We start from the raw sequence: 21,046 nt of genomic DNA on the forward strand, positions 1-21,046 counted from the left end.
AAATGACGAAATAAACGACGATGACACAGCCTGATGACAATTCGGCAACCCCGATAACAGGCCGTTAGCCAAAAGTATAGAGTGAAAGCTGAAACGAGGCGGCAATGCGTTGACAGTTAGCGCCTATCGCAAGAAAAGAGATCATAATCACAGTCGAACAGGCTACAATCGGACAAACGCGTCATTTTTATTCTCAAGCCTAAGAGTGTTGCTATGAAAAATATCAATCCTAGTCAAACCGCTGCTTGGCAATCCCTGCAGCAACATTATGCACAGATGAAAGACGTACGGATCGCTGACCTGTTCGCCCAGGACAGCGATCGTTTCTCCAGGTTCTCCGCGACCTTCAACGACCAAATGTTGGTGGACTATTCCAAGAACCGCATCACGCAGGAAACTCTGGAGAAGCTGCAGGCGCTGGCGAAAGAAACCGATCTGCAAGGCGCCATCAAATCGATGTTCGCCGGTGAGAAGATCAACCGCACCGAAGATCGCGCGGTGCTGCATATTGCCCTGCGCAACCGCAGCAACAGCCCGATTCTGGTCGACGGCAAAGACGTGATGCCGGAAGTGAACGCGGTATTGGCCAAGATCAAACAGTTCTGCGCGCGCGTCATCGGCGGCGAGTGGAAAGGCTACACCGGCAAGCCGATCACCGACGTGGTGAACATCGGCATCGGCGGTTCGGATCTCGGCCCTTACATGGTGACCGAAGCGCTGCGCCCTTATAAAAACCACCTGAACATGCACTTCGTCTCCAACGTCGACGGCACCCACATCGCCGAAACGCTGCAGCCGCTGAATCCGGAAACCACGCTGTTCCTGGTGGCCTCCAAAACCTTCACCACTCAGGAAACCATGACCAACGCCCACAGCGCGCGTGACTGGTTCCTGAGCAGCGCCGCCGATCAACAGCACGTGGCCAAGCACTTCGCCGCGCTGTCCACCAACGGCAAAGCGGTAGCCGAGTTCGGCATCGATACCGACAACATGTTCGAATTCTGGGACTGGGTCGGTGGCCGTTACTCCCTGTGGTCGGCGATCGGCCTGTCGATTGCGCTGTCCATCGGTTATGACAACTTCGAGCAGCTGTTGAGCGGCGCGCACGCTATGGACAAGCACTTCGCCGAAACGCCGGCGGAGAAAAACCTGCCGGTGCTGCTGGCGCTGATCGGTATTTGGTACAACAACTTCTTCGGCGCCGAAACCGAAGCCATTCTGCCGTACGATCAGTACATGCACCGTTTTGCCGCTTACTTCCAGCAGGGCAACATGGAATCCAACGGCAAGTACGTCGATCGCAACGGCAACCCGGTGGATTACCAGACCGGCCCTATCATCTGGGGCGAGCCGGGCACCAACGGCCAGCACGCGTTCTACCAGCTGATCCACCAGGGCACCAAGCTGGTGCCGTGCGATTTCATCGCGCCGGCCATCAGCCATAACCCACTGGGCGATCATCACGCCAAACTGCTGTCCAACTTCTTCGCTCAGACTGAAGCGCTGGCGTTTGGCAAGTCGCTGGAAGTGGTGGAAGCCGAGTTCGCGGCGCAGGGCAAAACCCCTGAGCAGGTCAAGCACGTGGCGCCGTTCAAGGTGTTTGAAGGCAACCGGCCGACCAACTCGATCCTGCTGCGTGAAATCACCCCGTTCAGCCTGGGCAGCCTGATCGCGCTGTACGAGCACAAGATCTTCACCCAGGGCGCGATCCTGAACATCTTCACCTTCGATCAGTGGGGCGTGGAGCTGGGCAAACAGCTGGCTAACCGCATCCTGCCGGAGCTGGCGGGCAGCGAGAAAATCAGCAGTCACGACAGCTCGACCAATGCGCTGATCAACCGCTTCAAGGAATGGCGCTAAGCGCCTGAGCTGAAGCCAATAAAAAACCCGCCGCGGCGGGTTTTTTTACGTCTGCAAAAAATTACAGGTTGATCGGCACTTCGAAGCTGACGCCAGCGCCCACGTCGTCGGCGGTGCTGTGATCGTTGTCGGTGTACCACAGGCTGGTATCGAACTTAACCTGGGACGGGAAGGTGTAACCCCAACCGACCTGGACGCCCTTCAGCGTATCGGATTTCGGGAACGCCTGGTTGATGCTTTGGCTCAGCGGGTTCACCTTGGCGTATACCAGACGGGTGCTCCAGCGCTGACTGTCGTCCAGCACCAGCTCGACGCGGCCGGACAGCATCTGGCCGTCGCCGCCCATCGCGTGACCCAGCGGGTAGCCCTGCTGATAGTAGCCGCCTTTGTAGATGTAGTGGTTGTACACGTAGTTTTTACGGCTCATATCCGAACGGGTATCGGAACCTTCAATATACCAGTTGATGGTGGTCGGGCCCCATTCCGGGTGACCTTCCAGACCGAGCAGATAGGTGTTTTTCGACGGCAACATGCCGGCTTCATCTTCGCCGACCAACTGGCCATAGAGGCTGACCGGCAGGCCGATCAGCGGCTGCATTTTCAGCTTGAAGTCGAAACCGGCGAGCTGGTTGCCCGGATCGTTGCCCTGACCTGAGTCATCGTTATCGTTACCGCTAAAGGCATCCCAGAATGAACTCCATGACTGCGGACGGCCTTTCCCCCCCCACTGCATGATGCGCGATGCGCCCAGCTCGACGAAGTCGGTAGGCATCATGGTGAAACGGCCGCCGATCAGTTTGGTGTGCGGTACAGAACTGTACTGCGACAGCTGGCCGGCGGACAGCTGGTATTGCCAGCGGCCGATCCACGACAGCCACGGGGTTTCAAACGGCGATTGGTCGGCGCGCTGCAGCATAAAGCCGGCCACTGGGCGCGCGGCGTCGGAGCGGATCAGGCTGCCGTCGTAACCCGGGCCCCACCACTGGGAAACCTCGCCGAAGGAGAGCCATTGGTTCCAGATCTTCACCGCGCCGTAGGAGCCGTTCATGTTGAGTTTGGAACCGTCGCTGACACGCTGATCGCCTTCCACCGAGCCCTGCAGACGCACGTCCCAGAACTCGCCGTTGGCGCCGGCGCCGATGGTCAGGCGATCGTCGGCGTACTCGTTTTGGCCGAAGCCCTGCGGGGTGCCGGGTTTATCGGTCGAGGCGTAACCGCTGACGCGGATGTTGGCTTTCAGGGCGTCAACGCGGCGTTGCACGCGGTCGATGACGTTTTTCTCGGTGTTGGTCACCGGTTTGGCCTGCGCGATAACGGAACTGATCTCTTCCTGACTCAGCGGCCAGGTGGACAGGCTGACGTTGATGACGCCGCGGTCAGACAACCAGGCGAGATCGTTACGCAGATCGTTGTCAGGGGCTACCAGGCCGGCGGCGTGGCCGGACAATGCACAGGTAAACAGGCCTGCAGCGACCAGTCCGTTAAGTTTAGCGCGCATAAAGAATTCCCTTGTTAATTCGAGGTTATTGGTTTTATGTAAAGATCTCTGTGACCCATGATAGTTGACATTTCGATTTGCTACAAATCTATAAGCCAGAAACATCTTATTATAACGTGATGAATTAAATGGGGTTTAAAGTGCTTTCGCGAAGGGCGGAATTTTTAGGACAATGCCTATATTGGCACGGTTGAATCATATAAGCGGTATTCAGGAGAGGTTTTATGGCAAAAACGTCGCGTTCGATCATGATAGCGAAGGGGCTGCAGCGGGTGCTGAACGTGGGCTTGTTGCTGCTGGCGGCAATTCTGGTGGTGTTTCTGGTCAAGGAGACCATCCATCTGGCGAAGGTGTTATTTATTAACAGCGAAGAGTCGTCCTCTTACCTGTTGATTGAAGGCATCGTGATTTATTTTCTGTACTTTGAATTTATCGCCTTGATCGTCAAGTATTTTGAGTCGGGTTATCATTTCCCGCTGCGCTATTTTATTTATATCGGCATTACCGCGATTATTCGTTTGATTATCGTGGATCACAAAAATCCCATCGACACCCTGATCTACGCGGCGGCGATATTGGTGCTGGTGGTGACGCTCTATCTGGCCAACACCGACCGGCTGAAACGGGAGTAGCTGAGATAAAAATGGCGGCCAAAGGCCGCCAAAGACACAGGATATAATTACCCGTCATCTTTCAAGCGACAGCGTTGTTGACTGCACTCGCTAACCCCAGTTACTTACTGAAGTAAGCGCCTGGGCTTAGCGAGCTGGTCGCCTAGCTGTAACTTGAAATCCATAGGGTAAAAGATAAGGAAAAACATCAAACGCACTGCAGTGGCACAAATTACCCCTTCACGCCGCCGGCCGTCAGGCCGCCCACCAGCCAGCGCTGCGCCAGCAGGAACACGGCGGTAATCGGTATCGCCGATAGCACCGCGGCGGCGGCGAAGTCGCCCCACAGATAGTTCTGCGGGTTGAGATATTGCTGCATCCCCACCGCCAGCGTGTAGCTGTTCACATCGCGCAGCAGCAGCGACGCCACCGGCACTTCGGTGATGGCGGCAATAAACGACAGAATGAATACCACCGCCAGAATCGGCACCGACAGCGGCAACAGCACCAGACGGAACGCCTGCCACGGCGTGGCGCCATCCAGCGCCGCCGCTTCTTCCAGCGAATTGTCGATGGTTTCGAAATAGCCTTTGATAGTCCAGACGTGCAGCGCAATGCCGCCCATGTAGGCGAAAATCACGCCGCCGTGGGTGTTCAGGCCGATAAACGGAATGTACTGGCCCAGGCGATCGAACAGGGCGTACAGCGCCACCAGCGACAGCACCGCCGGGAACATCTGGAAGATCAGCATGCTTTTCAACAGCGTGCTCTTGCCGCGAAAACGCATGCGGGCGAAGGCGTAGGCGCAGGTGGTGGACAGCGTCACGATACCGATGGCGGTGATCGCCGCGATCTTGACTGAGTTCCACAGCCACAACAGCACCGGGAACGGCGGCGGCGTCACGCTGCCGTCGGCGTGGGTGACGCTGAAGCCGAGCGCCAGCCGCCAGTGATCCCAAGAGAGGGTTTCCGGTATCAGGCTGCCGGTGGCGAAGTTGCCGGAGCGCAGCGAGATGGCGACCACCATCAGCAGCGGAAACATGATCAGGGCGATAAAGCACAGCATCAAGATATGGGTGATCCACAGGCGCAAGCGCTGGGATTTGGGTTGAACCATGGCCATCGTTATTCTCCCTAATCGAAGTTCATCTTGCTGGCTTTCAAATTCAGGATCGCCAGCGCGCCCACCAGCAGGAAGATCAGCGTGGCGATGGCGGCCGCCAGGCCGAAGTCTTGCCCGCCGCCGCCTTCGAAGGCGATGCGGTAGGTGTAGCTGACCAGCAGATCGGTATAGCCGGCCGGCGTGGTGGTGCCGATCATGTCCGGGCCGCCGTTGGTCAGCAGCTGGATCAGCACGAAGTTGTTAAAGTTGAAGGCGAAGCTGGCGATCATCAGCGGCGTCAGCGGCTTGATCAGCAGCGGCAAGGTGATGCGGAAGAAGTTTTGCCACGGGTTGGCGCCATCCATCGCCGAGGCCTCGTACAGATCGTCCGGGATCGCTTTCAGCAGCCCCATGCACAGGATCATCATGTACGGGTAGCCGAGCCAGGTGTTGACGATCAGGATCATGCTCTTGGCGGTGAGCGGATCGCTGAACCAGGCGGGTTTGATGCCGAACAGATGGCTGAGCATCATGTTGATTTCGCCGAAGCTCTGGTTGAACAACCCTTTGAAGATCAGGATCGAGATGAACGACGGCACCGCATAGGGCAGGATCAGCAGCACGCGGTAGATCGCCTTGCCTTTCAGCGCCTCCCACTGCACCACGCAGGCCAACACCATGCCGACCGCCACGGTGAGGATCACCGTCATTACCGAGAACACGATGGTCCAGATGAAGATCGACACGAACGGTTTCTTGATGCCTTCGTCCTGCAGCACCCGCAGGAAGTTTTTCCAGCCGGTGGTGACGGTATAGCCGGGGCTCAGGGTTTCCTGCGCCCAGCCGCCGTCGGCGTTGATCGCCTGATAGAAGCCGATGTCGCCGTTCGGTCGATAGCGGACCTGGGTCTGGTTATTGGTCAGCGTGCTGCCGTCTTTGTCCAGCGCATACAGCGGACGGGTGCCGGAGAATTGGCGAAGAGAGCTCATGCGCAATTCACCGCCGTCGGGCAGTTGCGCCACCAGCTGGCTCAGCGCTTGCCGGTTCTGGGTGATCACCCGCAGCGTGGCGCGTTCGCCCTGCGGCGCGGCGCTCTGCGTGGTCAATGTCAGGGTTTGCGGCGCAGCGGCGTCGAGGCGGAAAGGCTCGGAAATCAACGGCTGTTCACTGTCCGGCGAGGTTAATTGCAGGCGCCATTGCTGATTTTCCGCCGGGTAGAGGCCGAAGGTGAAGGTTTTGCCGCTCTGGAACTGGCGTTGCATCAGCACCGATTGCGCGCGCTCAAAGGTCAGCTGGTTGGTGCTGCTGTAGTTGGTAAAGGCGATGGCGATGGTGCAGATCAGCGGGAACAGGACGAACAGTCCCATGCCGGCGACGCCGGGATACACATAGCGCCAGGCGTAGGCGCGGCGGTTGGCGAAGACGTAAAGTCCGGCGCTGACCAGGATCAGCGTCAGGATGGCGAACAGGTATTCACCCTGTGCATACATCAACACAATCAGGTAGCAGGTCACCAGGCTGAACAGGCCGACCACCAGCCATTTCAGCGCGTCGCTTTGCCACCACTTCGATTTTTTACGCGCAGGCGTCCCCGCGTGAGCGAATTGCATAGGGCGTTCCTTTCTGTGAAGCAATGGCGGGGCGCCACGGCGCCCCGCACGACGTCGTTACTTGGTGATGCGGGTCTGCACGTCGTCCAGCGCGGCTTTCACCGTCTGACGGCCGCTGACGGCGTTGATCACTGCACTGCGTTCGGCGTACCAGAAGGCGCTCATCTGCGGGATGTTCGGCATGATTTCCCCATTTTGCGAGTTCTGCATGGTGGCGGCGATCTTCGGATCTTTGGCCAGCGCCTCCTGGTAGGATTTCAGCGCCACCGCGCCCAGCGGTTTGTCTTTGTTGACGTCCGCCAGCCCTTCGTTGGTCAGCAGGTAGTTTTCGAGGAACTCGGTCGCCAGCTCCTTATTCGGGCTGGCGGCGTTGATGCCGGCGGTCAGCACGCCGACGAACGGCTTGGACGGTTTGCCTTTGAAGGTCGGCAGCAGCGTCACGCCGTAGTTGATTTTACTCTGCTCGATGTTGTTCCAGGCCCATGGCCCGTTGATGGTCATCGCGGTCTGGCCTTTGTTGAACGCGGCCTCGGCGATCGAGTAATCGGTATCGGCGTTGATGTGTTTGTTTTTCACCAGATCGACGATGAACTGCAGGCCTGCCTGTGAACCGGCGTTGGCGACGCCGACATCCTTGATGTTGTATTTGCCGTTTTCATACTTGAAGGCATAACCGCCGTCGGCGGCGATGATAGGCCAGGTGAAGTAGGGTTCCTGCAGGTTCCACATGATGGCGCTCTTGCCGGCGGCGCGCAGCTGTTTGTCCAGCGCCGGGATCTCTTCCCAGGTTTTCGGCGGCTGTTTGACCAAGTCCTTGTTGTAAATCAGCGACAGCGCTTCGACGGCGATCGGGTAGCCGATCAGCTTGCCGTCATAGCGCACGGCGTCCCAGGTGAACGGGAACAGCTTGTCCTGGAAGGCTTTGGACGGGTGAATTTCGGCCAACAGGCCGGACTGCGCATAGCCGCCGAAGCGGTCGTGGGCCCAGAAAATGATGTCAGGACCGTCGCCGGTGGCGGCCACCTGCGGGTATTTTTCTTCCAGTTTGTCCGGGTGCTCGACGGTGACCTTGATGCCGGTGTCTTTTTCGAATTTCTTGCCGACTTCCGCCAGGCCGTTATAGCCCTTGTCGCCGTTGATCCAGATAACCAGTTTGCCTTCCTCAATCTTGGCGAAGGCGGAAGAAGAGAGCACCAGGGTGGCCAGTGCCGAGAGCGCCAGCGTGCGGGCGAGGGTAATGCTGCGAGTCATAATCCAGTCCTTCTTTTTGTGGGCACATAAATCAAGGAGAGACGTTTCGCGGTAATAGTGGGTCACAACGCGACATATTCTCATCCTCCCCCCCTCTACGCCCCTGAGATGAGGAGTGTGATCCAGTTAACGTTGTGCTCTATTCTGTGGCGTCAGGCACAAAATAGGGGGGCGATTTTTGCCAGCCGGATCACAGATTTGCCTTAAGCGCGGAACTTCTCATCGCCGCGGTCGTTCTCTCATCCTCCCGCCTCCTCCCCCATGAAAAATCCTGTTACGGATGATTACCCTTTCCGGTGACTCCCGCACTATCGGCACATCGATGATTTTTAACGCCACGCGCAGCAGGGATACCGGATTTATGTCGTCAATGCCTATCGCCACTCAGCCCACCCTGTACCGGATCCATCCGGCCAGTTTCCGTGACGGAAACGGGGACGGCGTGGGCGACGCGCACGGCATGCTGGCGGCGCTGCCGTACCTGAAAGCGCTGTCGATCGACGGCCTGTTGCTGCCGCAGACGCTGGCGCCGGAGGCCGAGGCGACGGTGACGGGCGAAGGGCTGACGCTGTGGTACGGCGATGAAGCCAACCGCGTTCGCAATGCCGTCGCGCTGCAGCGGTTCGCCCACGGCGCGCTGGCGCTGGACGTGATGCCGTTCAGCGCGGAGAAGCTGGCGGCGGTGTTGCACGCCCGCCGCGCCACGTTGGCGGACAGCCTGTGGAGCACCGGGGACGCCGAGCAGCCAAGAGTGGTCAGCCGCTGGGGGCAAGGCGATCTGCGTTCCGCCGCCGCCTTTTTGACGCTGTTGGCGATGTTGCCGGCGCCGATCTGCCTGTATCAGGGCGAAGAGCTGGGGCTGCCGCATGCCGCCGGCCTGCAGGATCCGCGCGGCGCGCAAACGCCGATGCCGTGGCATGAAGCCCCCGAACAGGTCACAGCCGGGGAGATTAGCTGGTATCAGCAGGTGGCGATCGAACACCGCGCATTGGCCATCAGCCGCCAACAGCACGACAGCCACTCCACCTTACGTTACTGCCAGGCGCTGTTGGCCCTGCGCCGTTCGCCGCTCATCCAGCGCGGCGAGCTGAACGCGGTCAGCCAGCGGGATGGCGTGGTGCGCTTACTTATTACCCATCAGGATCAATGCCTTGAAGCGCTGATAAACCTGCAGCCTTATACTCAGGCGGCCGCGCCGTCTGAGGCGACCTTGCCGTTGGCATGGCAGCACGGCGCGCAGCAAGAGGGTCATCAATGGGTTTTGGCGGGCTTTGCCTCCGCCATTTTCACACGACATGTTAACTGCGAAAGCAGGGGAGTAACGCATGGCTAGCGTGACACTGCGCAGCGTTTATAAGGCCTTCGGTGAGGCTGTGATTTCCAAAGACGTCAATCTGACCATCGAAGACGGCGAGTTTGTGGTGTTTGTCGGGCCGTCGGGCTGCGGCAAATCGACGCTGCTGCGCATGATCGCCGGGCTGGAGGACATCACCTCCGGCGACCTGCTGATCGGCGAGAAACGGATGAATGAGGTGCCGCCTTCCGAGCGCGGCATCGGCATGGTGTTCCAGTCCTACGCGCTGTATCCGCACCTGTCGGTGGCGGACAACATGTCGTTCGGCCTGAAGCTGGCCGGCGCCAGGAAAGCGGAAATCAATCAACGGGTGAACCAGGTCTCCGAGGTGCTGCAGCTGGCGCACCTGCTCGATCGGCGGCCGAAGGCGCTGTCCGGCGGGCAGCGTCAGCGCGTGGCGATCGGCCGCACGCTGGTGGCCGAGCCGGACGTGTTTCTGCTCGACGAACCGCTGTCCAACCTCGATGCCGCGCTGCGGGTGCAGATGCGCATCGAGATCTCCCGTCTGCACAAGCGCCTGCAGCGCACCATGATTTACGTCACTCACGATCAGGTCGAAGCGATGACGCTGGCCGACAAGATCGTGGTGCTCGACGCCGGTCGCGTGGCGCAGGTCGGTAAGCCGCTGGAACTGTACCACTACCCGGCCAACCGCTTCGTCGCCGGGTTTATCGGCTCGCCGAAGATGAACTTCCTGCCGGTCAAGGTGACCGCGGCGCAGCCGCAACAGGTGCAGGTCGAACTGCCCAACCGTCAACTGGTCTGGCTGCCGGTGGAAGGCGCGGGCGTTCAGCCCGGCGCCAACCTGTCACTGGGCATTCGCCCCGAACATTTGCTGCCCGGCGAAGCCTCTGAAGTGCGGCTTACCGGCGACGTACAGGTGGTGGAGCAGCTCGGCAACGAGACGCAAATCCACATCCAAATCCCGGCCATCCGTCAAAACCTGGTGTACCGCCAGAACGACGTGGTGCTGGTAGAAGAAGGTGCCACATTCGCCATCGGCCTGCCGCCTCATCGTTGCCACCTGTTCCGTGAAGACGGTACGGCATGTAAACGGCTGCACCAGGAGCCGGGCGTTTAAAGCATCAAAGTCGGTATAACAGGAGAATAATGATGACTACTCTGCGCAAACTTCCTCTGGCACTGGCTGTCGCCGCCGGTGTTCTCTCTACTCAGGCGCTGGCCGTAGATTTTCACGGTTACGCCCGTTCCGGCATCGGCTGGACCGGCAGCGGCGGTGAGCAACAGTGCTTCAAGGCCACCGGCGCCGCGAGCAAATACCGTCTCGGCAACGAATGTGAAACCTACGCCGAACTGAAACTGGGGCAGGAAGTGTGGAAAGAAGGCGACAAGAGCTTCTATTTCGACACCAACCTGGCCTATTCGGTCTCGCAACGTTCCGACTGGGAAGACGTGACGCCGGGCTTCCGCGAAGTCAACGTGCAGGGTAAAAACCTGATCGACTGGCTGCCGGGCTCCACGCTGTGGGCCGGTAAGCGTTTCTATCAGCGTCATGACGTTCACATGATCGACTTCTACTACTGGGATATCTCCGGCCCGGGCGCCGGTCTGGAAAACATCGATCTGGGCTTCGGCAAGCTGTCCGCCGCCGTGACCCGCAACTCCGAATCCGGCGGCTCTTACGGCTATCTGGATAACGAATGGAAACAGCGTCCGACCGTCAACGACACTTTCGACCTGCGTCTGGCCGGCCTGGAGCTGAACCCGGGCGGCACCCTGGAGCTGGGCGTGGACTACGGCCGCGCCAATGCGCAGGATAACTACCGCCTGGCGGACGGCGCCAGCAAAGACGGCTGGATGTTCACCGCGGAACACACGCAGAGCATCCTGAACGGTTACAACAAGTTCGTGCTGCAGTACGCCACCGACTCGATGACCTCGCAGAACAACGGCCGCAACGAAGGCGCCACCATCGATAACAACGGCAAGATGATCCGCGTGCTGGATCACGGCGCCATCGACTTCAACGATCAATGGGCGCTGATGTACGTCGCCATGTTCCAGGACATCGACCGCGACAACAACAACGGCACCACCTGGTACACCGTGGGCGTGCGCCCGATGTACAAATGGACGCCGATCATGAGCACCTTGCTGGAAGCCGGCTATGACAACGTCAAATCCCAGCGCACCGGCGATCGCAACGGCCAGTATAAAGTGACCCTGGCGCAGCAATGGCAGGCGGGCAACAGCATCTGGTCGCGTCCGGCCATCCGCCTGTTCGCCACCTACGCCAAGTGGGATGAGAAGTGGGGCTACGCCACCGGCGATGATGCCGGGTATAACGCCGGCACCGCATACAACGACACCAGCATGCATACCTTCAGCCGCGGCAAGGATGACGAAGTCACCTTCGGCGCCCAGATGGAAATTTGGTGGTAACGACAGGACGGGGAGGGCCGCAGGCTCTCCCCCAATCGCATTCGCCGCGGCCGGATCTCTTGCCTGATCCATCGCGGCGCTGAAAGAGGATATAACGATGAAAAAGAATCTGCTGTCACTCTGCCTGTCGCTGGCGCTGACCGTCGGCGCGCCTTTGGCGGCCAATGCCGATACGCCGGCCAACGTTTCCGTCGCGCCGGCCATCAGCGCCGCCACGCTGCAAAGCCTGCCGTGGCAGCCGTTGCAGCCGCCGGTGTCGCAAGAGGTGAAGCTCGACGCCGTCAGCCCGCAGCTCAATCAGGGCGAGATCCAGGGGGCGATCGCCGCCTATACGCTGCCGGCCGATCGCGGTTCGCTGGAAGTGACGCTGAGCAGCCTCGCCAAGAACAATTCGCTGTACGCGCCGAGCGTGCTGGTGCTGGACGAGCATCTGCGCCCGGCGGCGTATTACCCGAGCAGCTATTTCCCTTACCAGCCGCCGGGGGCGATGTCCTCCGATCGTCTCGAAGGCACGCTGAAGCTGACGCCGGCGCTAGGTCAAAAACAGATTTACCTGCTGGTGTACACCACCCGCCAGGATTTGGTGAAAACTACGCAGCTGACCAACCCGGCCAAGGCCTATGCGCAGGGGGTGGGCAACGCGGTGCCGGATATCCCGGATCCGATCGCCGGCCACGCGACGACCGGCACGCTGAAGCTTAAGGTCACCGCTGAACAGGGCACCGGCAACGTGATGATCGGCATGCTGCAGCCTGCGCCGACCGTGGCGCCGGTGGTGGTGGGGGCGAGCACCCCGGCCGCGGCGGCGCCGATGCCGACGCCGGAGAAACCGGCGGAACCGATGCTCAACGATACCGAAAGCTACTTCAATAACGGCATCAAGCAGGCGGTGAAGGCGGGTGATATCGACAAGGCGCTGAAGCTGATGAATGAGGCCGAGAAGTTGGGCTCTGCCACTGCGCGTAAAACGTTTATCAGCAGCGTTAAAGGCAAGGGGTAACACCCGGCGCTGCCGATGCTGGCTCGATGATTGGTGCGCCTTGGCGCACCTTTTTTCATCCGCGCGCCAGCGTTGCGCCGATCAACGCCAGCAGGCGGGTGTTGTCCACCTGCTGCATGATGCGCACCGGCTTGCCCTGCGGCGGCGGCATACCGACCGTCAGGCGCAGGCCGCCCGGCCGCCAACGGCGTGAGCTGCCGCGCGTCAATGCCCCTTCCAGCGCCACATCCACATGGAACATTTCGGTCGTGACCAACTGCGGTTCCAGCAGCCAGGCGATCACCAGCGCATCATGGATCCAGCAGCCCGGCAGGCGCCGCGTATGGCGCGAATAGTCGATCCACGGCTGCGTGGTGGTGCGCAAATAACGGCACAGCGGGGTATCCGGCTGGGTCAGCGCGGCCAGATCCGCCTGGGTCAGCATGGTCTGGGTGGTGACGTCCAGCGGTGCCAGCGTGATATTGGCGCCGCTGTCTAACACCAGCCGCGCCGCTTCCGGATCCAAACCAAAATTGGTGTCCTTGATGTATCCTTCGACGTTGAACACGCCGCCCATGATCACGATCTCTTTCACCGCCTGCGCCATCTGCGGGTACAGCTGCATGGCGTGCGCAACGTTGGTCAGCGGGCCGATCGCCGCCAGCGTGATCTCGCCGGGATGCCGGCAGATCAGTTCGCCGATGGCGATGGCGGCGTCCGGTGCGGGCGCGTTGGCCAGCGAGGGGGCGGGCAAGTCGCGCCACAGCGCCGCCAGCTGCGGATCGGCGATCGGGCGGTCCAGATGGGCGCGCCACGGTTCCGGCGGCTCGCTCAGGGCGCGCGCCGCGCCGAGGGCGACCGGTACCCGGTAGCCGCTCTGCGCCAGCAGATCGGAGGCGACGGCGAAGCCCACTTCACGCGGGGTATTGCCGGCCACGATGCTGATCAGCTCCAGTTGCAGCTGCGGTTTGGCCGCCAGCGCCAGGGCCAGCGCCAGACCGTCATCGACATTGGCGCCGGGAACGCCGTTGCCGGGATCGCAATCAATGATTAAACGCATAGTAAGGTGTCCTGAAAAACCGCTAACAGCCGCATGAGTGGCGGATGCGCAGTTGAAAAGCGAATTCATGCAGCTCGGCGGGCGCGGCGCCGGCGGCCAGCATGGCGATGGCCCGCTTGGCCATGGCGTCGATCGGCTGCTCGACCGCGCTGAGCGGCGGCACGCTGAATTCGGATTGCTGCGTGCCGTTAAAACAGATCAGCGCCAGATCGTCCGGCGCGCGCAGCCCATGTTCCGCCAGCGCCGACAGGCAGCCGAGCGCCTGCTGCTCGTTAGAGGTGAAAACGGCGCGTGGGCGCGGGCCTTGCACCAGGCGCTGGGTGGCCTGGTAACCGCCCTGGCGGGTGTAGGGCACCTCGAAAATCCATTCGTCGCGCGGCGCGATGCCCGCTTCCAGCAGCGCATCGCGCCAGCCGTTCAGGCGATCCTGCGCGTTGAGCATGGTCAGCGGGCCGATAAAAATGCCGATGTCGCGATAGCCATGCTGCAGCAGATGGCGGGTCGCCTGGCAGGCGGCGTCGCGCTCGTCGACGCGAATGGCGCAGACGCCGGCCTGGCTGTCGATGGTATCTATCATCACGCAGGGCGTGCCGGAGGCGCGGATCAGATCGAACCACGGATGGCGATCGACGCTGGTGTACAGCAGGCCGTCGACCTGGCGGCGCAGCAGGTTGTTGATCAGCTCATATTCGCGCTGCCGGTCGTCGCCGGCGTCGCCCAGCAGCAGCACGCGGCCACGGCTGAAGGCTTCCTGCTGCAGCGCCCGCGCCAGCGTGGCGAAGAACGGGTTGGAAATATCCGGCACCACCAGCCCGTAGGTTTGCGTGCTGCCGGAGGCCAGCGCTCGCGCGATGTCGTTCGGCCGGTAGCCGGTCTGCTCGATCGCCGCCAGCACGCGCAGCCGGGTGGCTTCCGCCACCGGGCGCGGGCCGTTGTTGATCACGTAGCTGACCACGGCGACGGAGGTGCCCGCTATGCGAGCCACGTCGGCGCGGGTAACGCGGCGCGCGGAGTGATTATCCAAATTGAGGTCCTGTTCGCCTTCCCGCTACGCGGCATCCTGCGGCAGGTTGAGATCGCGGCCGCGGGTTTCGGGAGCAAAGAAGGTGGTGATTAAGCCGATGGCCGCCATTACAACAAAATAGCAGGCGACAGGCCACCAGTGACCGAAACCGGACAGCAGCGCGGTGGCGATCAGCGGCGCGGTGCCGCCGGAGAGGATCGACCCAAGCTCCTTGGCGAACGCCATTTTGGAGTAGCGGTTCTTCACGCCGAACAGTTCGACGCCATAGGCCGCCTGCACGCCGAAGATCCCCAGCGATGCGATGCACATGCCGACCACGATCACCGAGATGACGATCGCCGGCTCACGGCTGTCGAGCAGCCAGAACGCCGGAAAAGCGTACAGCACCAGCAGCAGGCAGAACCACCGGTAGGTGATGCGGCGGCCGAAACGATCGGAGAGCCAGCCGGCCAGCGGGATCACCAGAAAACCGCACAGTGAGGCGATCAGCACCGCCAGCGCCGGCACCGATTTATCGACCATCAGCACCTTGGCGACGTAGCCGACGATAAAGCCCTGGCACAGGTAGGAGGGGCCGTTCTCGCCGATGCGCAGGCCGAGCATCACCCAGAACGCCTTGGTGCGTTGCAGGTAGCTGCGTGAGTCCGGCGCGGCCTGGGCGGCGTCGAGCATGCGCTGGTGGTTTTGCTGAAGTTCGCGTTCGAACACCGGCGTTTCCCGCACGTGGCGGCGCAGATACAGCGCCACGCCGGCGATCAGAATGCTGGCGAGGAACGGAATGCGCCAGCCCCAGCTCATCAGGTCTTCCTTGTCCAGCTGCAATACCAGCAGCCACACCAGCGACGCCAGCAGGGTGCCACTGTTGGAGCCGATGGCGATGATCGACGCCACCAGCCCGCGCCGCTTGGCCGGCGCGTATTCCGCCAGCATCACCGCCCCGCCGGACAGCTCCGCACCGGCGCCGAACCCCTGCGCGAAGCGCAGGATCACCAGGCAGGCGGGCGCCCAGACGCCGATTTGCGCATAGGACGGGATCAGACCGATCAATGTGGTGGAGAGGCCCATCAGCGCCACGGTGGTGATCAGCACCACGCGGCGCCCTTTGCGATCGCCGATCCAGCCGAACACCAGCGCGCCGATCGGCCGCGCGACGAAGCCGACGGAGTAGGTGGCGAAGCTGGCCAGCAGCGCCACCAGCGGCGTGGCTTCGGGGAAGAACACGTCGCCGAACACCATGCCGGCCGCCAGGCCGTACAGCGCGAAGTCGACGTATTCCATGGCGGTGCCGAGCCAGCAGGAGAAGGTGGCGCGCCAAAATTGGCTGCGCCCCTCTTTGGTTGCCAGGCGTTCATCGGCCGCCAGCGCGGCGTCGGCGGTCTGTGAAGGGGCAAGCGTTGTTTCGCTCATGGCAGTGCTATCCTCTTTTGTTCTGCGCCTGGAGGGGCGCGGTTAAAGATGGTTTCCCTGGTGCCGGCAACAAAGGTGTGCCGACAAATCATGTCGGACGCATGGCGATTCAACGCTGCCGTATCAGGGTATCTACGCGCGTAGATAACACAACGCGAGGAAGCTGAAACTTTGCGGGCGATCACAGAATCGTCAGCGCGCCGGGAAATGAAGATAGAGAATGCGGATGGCAAAAAGATGACAGAACCCCGGTTTTTCCGGCCGATAGACCTGCCGTTTTCGCCACGAATCAGCCTGCCGCTTTCGCATTTCTGCGCTACAATGGGGGCCTGTTAACAGTTTGTATCGTCTGGCGCGCCGTACCGGCTGCGGTTCAGGCGAGGAGTAAAGCAATGTCTGGCATCAGGGATTCCATCCTGCCGCCGCTGGAGTGGTTATCCGAACAGGATCCTCCGGCGCCCGCCGCCGTCAGCGACTGGCTGATGGAGTTAGGCTCCATGACCCGACGATTTGAACGCCATTGCGCCCAGGTGCGCGTTGAACCGCAGCGCGAATGCTTCGTCACGCGCGAGGCGCTGGGCGACGAGGCGAACCACCTGCCCGACAGCCCGCGCTACTGGCTGCGCGAAGTGGTGCTGCTGGGCGACGGCCAGCCCTGGCTGCTGGGGCGCACGGTGATCCCGGAACATACGCTGACCGGACCCGACCAGGCGCTGGTGGATCTGGGCACGCTGCCGCTGGGGCGCTATTTGTTCAGCAGCGGTGATCTGACCCGCGACTATATCCATATCGGCCGACAGGACGCGCTGTGGGCGCGTCGTTCACGGCTGCGGCTGGCGGGCAAACCGCTGCTGCTGACCGAACTGTTTTTACCGGCTTCGCCGCTGTATTCAGTGGTCCCCGCATAAGAGAGGAGAGCAAGACGTTGGAGGGAAGCGTGACTCAAAGTAAATGGCGGGCTTACAGCCATTTGATGCGCATTGATAAACCGATTGGCACGCTGTTGCTGTTGTGGCCGACGCTGTGGGCACTGTGGCTGGCCGGAAAAGGCGTGCCGCCGCTGTCGATTCTGGTGGTGTTCGTGCTCGGCGTGTTCCTGATGCGCGCCGCCGGCTGCGTGGTGAATGACTACGCCGATCGCGCGGTGGACGGCTACGTGAAACGCACCGCCGGGCGGCCGATGCCGAGCGGCCGGGTGAGCGCGAAAGAGGCCAAGGTGCTGTTCGTGGTGCTGGTGCTGATCTCGTTCTGCCTGGTGTTGACGCTGAATGCGATGACCATCTGGCTGTCGCTGGCGGCGCTGGCGCTGGCCTGGGTGTATCCGTTTATGAAGCGGGTGACCAACCTGCCGCAGTTCGTGCTGGGCGCCGCGTTCGGCTGGGGCATTCCGATGGGCTATGCGGCGGTCAGCGAATCGCTGCCGCTCAGCTGCTGGCTGCTGCTGCTGGCGAACATCTGCTGGACGGTGGCCTATGACACGCTGTATGCGATGGTCGATCGCGACGATGATCTGAAAATCGGCATCAAGTCCACCGCTATCCTGTTCGGGCGTTATGACAAGCTGATCGTCGGGCTGTTGCAGTTCGCGACGTTGCTGCTGCTGGTGTGGGTCGGTTATCTGGCGCAGCTCGGCGGCGCGTTTTACTGGTCGCTGCTGCTGGCGGGCGCGCTGTTCATTCACCAGCAGAAGCAGATCGCCGGGCGCGAGCGCGACGCCTGCTTCAAGGCCTTTTTGCAGAACAACTATGTCGGGCTGGTGGTGTTTATCGGCATCGCGCTCAGCTATCTGCCGGCGTAACGGTTCCCTGCAGCAAGAAAAAAGGCACCCCTTGGGGTGCCTTTTGTGTTTCCGCGCCGGGCGAAATCACTCGTCTTTCTCTTCTTCCGCGTCGGTTTGCGGCAGAGCGTTGGTCTCTTCCGGCATGTTGACGCTTTCGATGGTCAGCTTGATTTCCGGCGTGATCAGATCGCTCAGCATGCTGTACACCTCGAGGGTGTGCTCGCGGATCGCATCGCCGCTGTCGTTGATGTAGCCTTCTTCACGCAGCGTCGCCACCAGGGTGGAGAACACCGCCTTGTCGAAGAACTCCGGCGCATTGATGCCGTGCAGCACCGACAGACGCTGCGCCATGATGCGGCTCTCTTTCTCCAGCGCGCCGCGGTTGATGCTCGGGTTGGCGCTGAGGATCGACATGGTGATGGCGTAGCGTTGCAGGGTTTCGCGCACCCCGGCGGCCAGTAGCTGCAGCGGGCGAATGCGCGCCGGGTTGAGCACCAGATCGTCGCCTTTGTCGCAGATCAGCTGTTGACGGATCAGCTCGTCGATCATCGGCCGCAGCACCTCCGGCAGCTGTTCCTTGTCGTTATGCAGGAACAGCTCGGCTTTCAGCATCGGGTAGATCATGCCGATCTGGCGCAGCAGCTCGGCGCGCGACACCCGGCGATGATGCATCACGATGCTGGCGATCAGCGACGGCAACACCAGCAGATGGTGGATGTTGTTGCGGTAATAGGTCATCAGCACCGCCTGCTCGCGCGGCAGGATGATGATGTCGCCGATGCTGTCCTTCTCCACCTCGAACTTGTTCATGTTCAGCGCGTGATCCAGCAGCTCATCCGGCGTTTGCGTCGGCACGGTGACGTCACGCGCGTAAGGCGCGTTGCGCATCAGCTGCAGGTAGCACTCGAGCTGCTCGACCAGCTGCTCGCGGGTCAGCGAACGCTGACGCGAGGCCAGCAGCGCGGTGGAACACAGGTTCATGGCGTTGGCTGCGGCGGCATTGTTGATGCGCACCATGATCTGGCTGGCCAGATCGTTGACCGTCGGCGTCAGCCAGCTTGGACGCTGAGCTTCGATCGGATCGATCGACTCGCGCCACTGCGGCACGTTCTGGTTGAGGTAAGCCGTCAACGGCAGCGGCTCGCCGAAGTTGACGTATCCCTGGCCCAGGTTGCGCAGCTTGCGCAGGCCGCGCAGCATCTGCGGCAGGCTCTCTTTTTCCTTGGTGGCGCCGCGCAGCTCTTTGGCGTAGGTACCCACTTCCATCACGTGTTCGTAACCGATGTAAATCGGCACCAGCGTGATCGGACGGGTGCCGCCGCGCAGCATCGCCTGGATGGTCATCGACAGGGTGCCGGTCTTCGGCTCCAGCAAGCGCCCGGTGCGGGAACGGCCGCCTTCCACGAAATATTCCACCGAGTAACCTCGGGTGAACAGCTCGCCGAGGTATTCGCGGAACACCGTCGAGTACAGCTTGTTGCCTTTAAAGGTGCGGCGGATGAAGAACGCGCCCAGGCGACGGAAGATCGGGCCCGCCGGCCAGAAGTTGAGGTTGATGCCCGCAGCGATGTGCGGCGGCACCAGGCCCTGGTGATACAGCACGTACGACAGCAGCAGATAGTCCATGTGGCTGCGGTGGCAGGGCACGTAGACGATCTCGTGGCCGTCCTGCGCCAGCTGGCGCACGCGCTCGGCGTTGGTGACGTTGATGCCCTGATACAGCCGGTTCCAGGTCCAGCTCAGCACGCGGTCGGACAGGCGCACGGTTTCGTAGGAGAAGTCGGCGGCGATCTCTTCCATCAGCGCGATGGCGTTCTGCTGGGCCTTCTCGTGCGAGATCTTCTTGCTGCGCGCTTCGTCCTCGACCGCTTTTTCGATCGCTTTGGACGCCAACAGCTTGTTGAACAGATCCTGACGGGCCGGCAGACTCGGGCCCACCGCGGCCAGGCGCTGACGCGAGAAGTGCATGCGCGCCACGCGCGCCAGTTTCTGCGCGATGGTTTTATCCGTGCCGTGTTCGGTAGCCATGCGGCGCAGCGACACGGTGTTGGAGAAACGCACGAAGCTGTCGCGGCCGAGCCACAGCACCGCGAAGAATTTCTGCACGCCGTTCAACAGACGCAGGTGCGGCGTGCCGTGGCCTTCGCGGCCCGGCGAACGGCCGAACATCACCGAAACCGGCAGCATCTGAATGTCGAGATCCGGGTTGCTGCGGTGCAGATCCAGATAGTCGTGGAACAGCTTTACCGACTCTTCTTTCGGGGTGTAATAGCGGAATACGCGTGGGCCGTCGTGAATGAACACGTAGCTCGGCAGCACGGTGCCGTCGATCTCCAGCGCGTTGAGCGGATCGGGCAGATCCTGCGCCAGGCACTGGGTGCGCAGCGTCAGCAAATCCGCCTTGGAATTGTAAGGTAAAACATACAAAATCGGCCGTGAGGGATCCAACCCTAGCTCGGTAACCGGATCTGAAGGGATGACCTTACTTCTTACCAACAATTTAAGTGGTAAATTCAATATTTTATAATAAATTTTACGCCAACCTGACATAACAACGTGAAGCCTCTTGTTAGCAATGCGCCGCAAGCATACCAGAAACCGGGTAGCAGATCTGTGGTGTTCGAAAACCGAGAGCCGTCAGCGCGGACTGTTCTAGACTCTTTTTATTATGACCGACCTCTGAGAAAGGCACGAAAACATGGCAAACCAAGCAACCGGGCTGACCCGCATCATCAAGGCCGCCGGCTATTCCTATAAAGGGCTATCCGCCGCCTGGCAGCACGAAGCGGCTTTCCGCCAGGAACTGGTGGTCACCCTTCTGGCTATCATACTGGCTGTCTGGCTGGATGTGGGTGCGATAGCGCGCATTTTATTGATCGGATCGGTAGCGCTGGTGATGATCGTCGAGATCCTGAACAGCGCGATCGAGGCGGTGGTGGATCGCATCGGCAGCGAACATCACGAGCTGTCCGGGCGGGCCAAGGACATGGGATCGGCGGCGGTGTCGCTGGCGATCGTGCTGGCGCTGTTCGTTTGGGGCACGGTCTTATGGCAGCATTTCGGCTGACGAAAAGCGCCTACTGACTGATTTTTATTTATTCTTCGGT

The 21,046-nt window shown here is 61.1% G+C and carries 17 protein-coding genes; 9 read left to right on the forward strand and 8 right to left on the reverse strand.

Annotation, left to right across the window (positions count from 1 at the left end; translation table 11 throughout):
- Positions 1 to 213 precede the first annotated feature (213 nt).
- Positions 214 to 1,860 (forward strand): glucose-6-phosphate isomerase, encoded by a 1,647-nt coding sequence (pgi, locus tag ACJ8OK_RS19050; RefSeq protein WP_033631962.1) that lies wholly within the window; start codon positions 214 to 216, stop codon positions 1,858 to 1,860.
- A 61-nt stretch (positions 1,861 to 1,921) separates the two neighbouring features.
- Here the strand turns inward: pgi and ACJ8OK_RS19055 are convergent, their stop codons facing one another.
- Positions 1,922 to 3,358: a capsule assembly Wzi family protein gene (locus ACJ8OK_RS19055; RefSeq protein WP_135638712.1), complete on the reverse strand. Its 1,437-nt coding sequence runs from the start codon at positions 3,356 to 3,358 to the stop codon at positions 1,922 to 1,924.
- 224 nt (positions 3,359 to 3,582) lie between these two features.
- On the opposite strand from ACJ8OK_RS19055, the gene psiE reads away from it, so the two are divergent.
- Positions 3,583 to 3,990 (forward strand): phosphate-starvation-inducible protein PsiE, encoded by a 408-nt coding sequence (gene psiE / locus ACJ8OK_RS19060; RefSeq protein ID WP_015379238.1) that lies wholly within the window; start codon positions 3,583 to 3,585, stop codon positions 3,988 to 3,990.
- A 211-nt stretch (positions 3,991 to 4,201) separates the two neighbouring features.
- Here psiE and malG read toward each other — a convergent pair whose 3' ends face one another.
- Genes malG through malE form a run of 3 tightly spaced genes read right to left on the reverse strand, consistent with a single transcriptional unit; the run spans position 4,202 to position 7,932 of the window.
- Positions 4,202 to 5,092 (reverse strand): maltose ABC transporter permease MalG, encoded by an 891-nt coding sequence (gene malG / locus ACJ8OK_RS19065; protein WP_021505147.1) that lies wholly within the window; start codon positions 5,090 to 5,092, stop codon positions 4,202 to 4,204.
- A gap of 11 nt (positions 5,093 to 5,103) precedes the next feature.
- Positions 5,104 to 6,681, reverse strand: coding sequence for a maltose ABC transporter permease MalF (gene malF / locus ACJ8OK_RS19070; RefSeq protein WP_033631964.1), 1,578 nt, complete (start codon positions 6,679 to 6,681; stop codon positions 5,104 to 5,106).
- Between the two features lie 57 nt (positions 6,682 to 6,738).
- A complete protein-coding gene (gene malE / locus ACJ8OK_RS19075; RefSeq protein ID WP_033631965.1) occupies positions 6,739 to 7,932 on the reverse strand; it encodes a maltose/maltodextrin ABC transporter substrate-binding protein MalE in 1,194 nt (397 codons plus the stop codon).
- A gap of 361 nt (positions 7,933 to 8,293) precedes the next feature.
- Between malE and ACJ8OK_RS19080 the strand changes: the two genes are divergently transcribed.
- From ACJ8OK_RS19080 to malM, 4 genes are all read left to right on the forward strand, one after another.
- A complete protein-coding gene (locus ACJ8OK_RS19080; RefSeq protein ID WP_033633567.1) occupies positions 8,294 to 9,265 on the forward strand; it encodes an alpha-amylase family glycosyl hydrolase in 972 nt (323 codons plus the stop codon).
- Complete coding sequence (gene malK / locus ACJ8OK_RS19085) at positions 9,258 to 10,367, forward strand: maltose/maltodextrin ABC transporter ATP-binding protein MalK (RefSeq protein WP_004936708.1); 1,110 nt, start codon at positions 9,258 to 9,260, stop codon at positions 10,365 to 10,367. The genes ACJ8OK_RS19080 and malK overlap by 8 nt, the downstream gene beginning before the upstream one ends.
- A gap of 32 nt (positions 10,368 to 10,399) precedes the next feature.
- The gene (locus ACJ8OK_RS19090; RefSeq protein WP_060560386.1) at positions 10,400 to 11,689 is read left to right on the forward strand and encodes a maltoporin; all 1,290 of its coding nucleotides are present in this window, start codon (positions 10,400 to 10,402) and stop codon (positions 11,687 to 11,689) included.
- A 97-nt stretch (positions 11,690 to 11,786) separates the two neighbouring features.
- On the forward strand, positions 11,787 to 12,689 hold the full coding sequence (gene malM / locus ACJ8OK_RS19095; protein ID WP_135638707.1) for a maltose operon protein MalM: 903 nt from the start codon (positions 11,787 to 11,789) through the stop codon (positions 12,687 to 12,689).
- A gap of 55 nt (positions 12,690 to 12,744) precedes the next feature.
- Here malM and ACJ8OK_RS19100 read toward each other — a convergent pair whose 3' ends face one another.
- Genes ACJ8OK_RS19100 through ACJ8OK_RS19110 form a run of 3 tightly spaced genes read right to left on the reverse strand, consistent with a single transcriptional unit; the run spans position 12,745 to position 16,159 of the window.
- Positions 12,745 to 13,728, reverse strand: a complete 984-nt coding sequence (locus ACJ8OK_RS19100; protein ID WP_060560384.1) for a nucleoside hydrolase — start codon at positions 13,726 to 13,728, stop codon at positions 12,745 to 12,747.
- Between the two features lie 22 nt (positions 13,729 to 13,750).
- Positions 13,751 to 14,752 carry a LacI family DNA-binding transcriptional regulator gene (locus ACJ8OK_RS19105; protein WP_048325669.1) on the reverse strand — a complete coding sequence of 334 codons (1,002 nt, stop codon included), beginning with the start codon at positions 14,750 to 14,752 and terminating at the stop codon, positions 13,751 to 13,753.
- Positions 14,753 to 14,776: 24 nt separating this feature from the next.
- The gene (locus tag ACJ8OK_RS19110) at positions 14,777 to 16,159 is read right to left on the reverse strand and encodes an MFS transporter (protein ID WP_060560383.1); all 1,383 of its coding nucleotides are present in this window, start codon (positions 16,157 to 16,159) and stop codon (positions 14,777 to 14,779) included.
- Between the two features lie 392 nt (positions 16,160 to 16,551).
- Here ACJ8OK_RS19110 and ubiC point away from each other — a divergent pair, with 392 nt between their 5' ends.
- Entirely contained in the window at positions 16,552 to 17,067 is a 516-nt protein-coding gene (gene ubiC, locus ACJ8OK_RS19115) for a chorismate lyase (protein ID WP_060560382.1), read from the forward strand.
- A gap of 17 nt (positions 17,068 to 17,084) precedes the next feature.
- Positions 17,085 to 17,957, forward strand: a complete 873-nt coding sequence (gene ubiA / locus ACJ8OK_RS19120) for a 4-hydroxybenzoate octaprenyltransferase (RefSeq protein ID WP_015379227.1) — start codon at positions 17,085 to 17,087, stop codon at positions 17,955 to 17,957.
- A gap of 66 nt (positions 17,958 to 18,023) precedes the next feature.
- Here the strand turns inward: ubiA and plsB are convergent, their stop codons facing one another.
- On the reverse strand, positions 18,024 to 20,489 hold the full coding sequence (gene plsB, locus ACJ8OK_RS19125; protein ID WP_135638704.1) for a glycerol-3-phosphate 1-O-acyltransferase PlsB: 2,466 nt from the start codon (positions 20,487 to 20,489) through the stop codon (positions 18,024 to 18,026).
- Positions 20,490 to 20,637: 148 nt separating this feature from the next.
- On the opposite strand from plsB, the gene ACJ8OK_RS19130 reads away from it, so the two are divergent.
- Entirely contained in the window at positions 20,638 to 21,006 is a 369-nt protein-coding gene (locus ACJ8OK_RS19130) for a diacylglycerol kinase (protein ID WP_015379225.1), read from the forward strand.
- Positions 21,007 to 21,046 lie beyond the last annotated feature (40 nt).

The organism is Serratia sp. CY71090 (genome assembly GCF_052166845.1).
GTDB classification, from domain to species: domain Bacteria; phylum Pseudomonadota; class Gammaproteobacteria; order Enterobacterales; family Enterobacteriaceae; genus Serratia; species Serratia nematodiphila.

Excerpts from the sequence above, each read along its gene's own strand:
- pgi (WP_033631962.1), top strand. The coding sequence starts at position 214 with ATGAAAAATATCAATCCTAGTCAAACCGCTGCTTGGCAATCCCTGCAG.
- ACJ8OK_RS19055 (WP_135638712.1), bottom strand. The coding sequence starts at position 3,358 with ATGCGCGCTAAACTTAACGGACTGGTCGCTGCAGGCCTGTTTACCTGT.
- psiE (WP_015379238.1), top strand. The coding sequence starts at position 3,583 with ATGGCAAAAACGTCGCGTTCGATCATGATAGCGAAGGGGCTGCAGCGG.
- malG (WP_021505147.1), bottom strand. The coding sequence starts at position 5,092 with ATGGCCATGGTTCAACCCAAATCCCAGCGCTTGCGCCTGTGGATCACC.
- malF (WP_033631964.1), bottom strand. The coding sequence starts at position 6,681 with ATGCAATTCGCTCACGCGGGGACGCCTGCGCGTAAAAAATCGAAGTGG.
- malE (WP_033631965.1), bottom strand. The coding sequence starts at position 7,932 with ATGACTCGCAGCATTACCCTCGCCCGCACGCTGGCGCTCTCGGCACTG.
- ACJ8OK_RS19080 (WP_033633567.1), top strand. The coding sequence starts at position 8,294 with ATGTCGTCAATGCCTATCGCCACTCAGCCCACCCTGTACCGGATCCAT.
- malK (WP_004936708.1), top strand. The coding sequence starts at position 9,258 with ATGGCTAGCGTGACACTGCGCAGCGTTTATAAGGCCTTCGGTGAGGCT.
- ACJ8OK_RS19090 (WP_060560386.1), top strand. The coding sequence starts at position 10,400 with ATGACTACTCTGCGCAAACTTCCTCTGGCACTGGCTGTCGCCGCCGGT.
- malM (WP_135638707.1), top strand. The coding sequence starts at position 11,787 with ATGAAAAAGAATCTGCTGTCACTCTGCCTGTCGCTGGCGCTGACCGTC.
- ACJ8OK_RS19100 (WP_060560384.1), bottom strand. The coding sequence starts at position 13,728 with ATGCGTTTAATCATTGATTGCGATCCCGGCAACGGCGTTCCCGGCGCC.
- ACJ8OK_RS19110 (WP_060560383.1), bottom strand. The coding sequence starts at position 16,159 with ATGAGCGAAACAACGCTTGCCCCTTCACAGACCGCCGACGCCGCGCTG.
- ubiC (WP_060560382.1), top strand. The coding sequence starts at position 16,552 with ATGTCTGGCATCAGGGATTCCATCCTGCCGCCGCTGGAGTGGTTATCC.
- plsB (WP_135638704.1), bottom strand. The coding sequence starts at position 20,489 with ATGTCAGGTTGGCGTAAAATTTATTATAAAATATTGAATTTACCACTT.
- ACJ8OK_RS19130 (WP_015379225.1), top strand. The coding sequence starts at position 20,638 with ATGGCAAACCAAGCAACCGGGCTGACCCGCATCATCAAGGCCGCCGGC.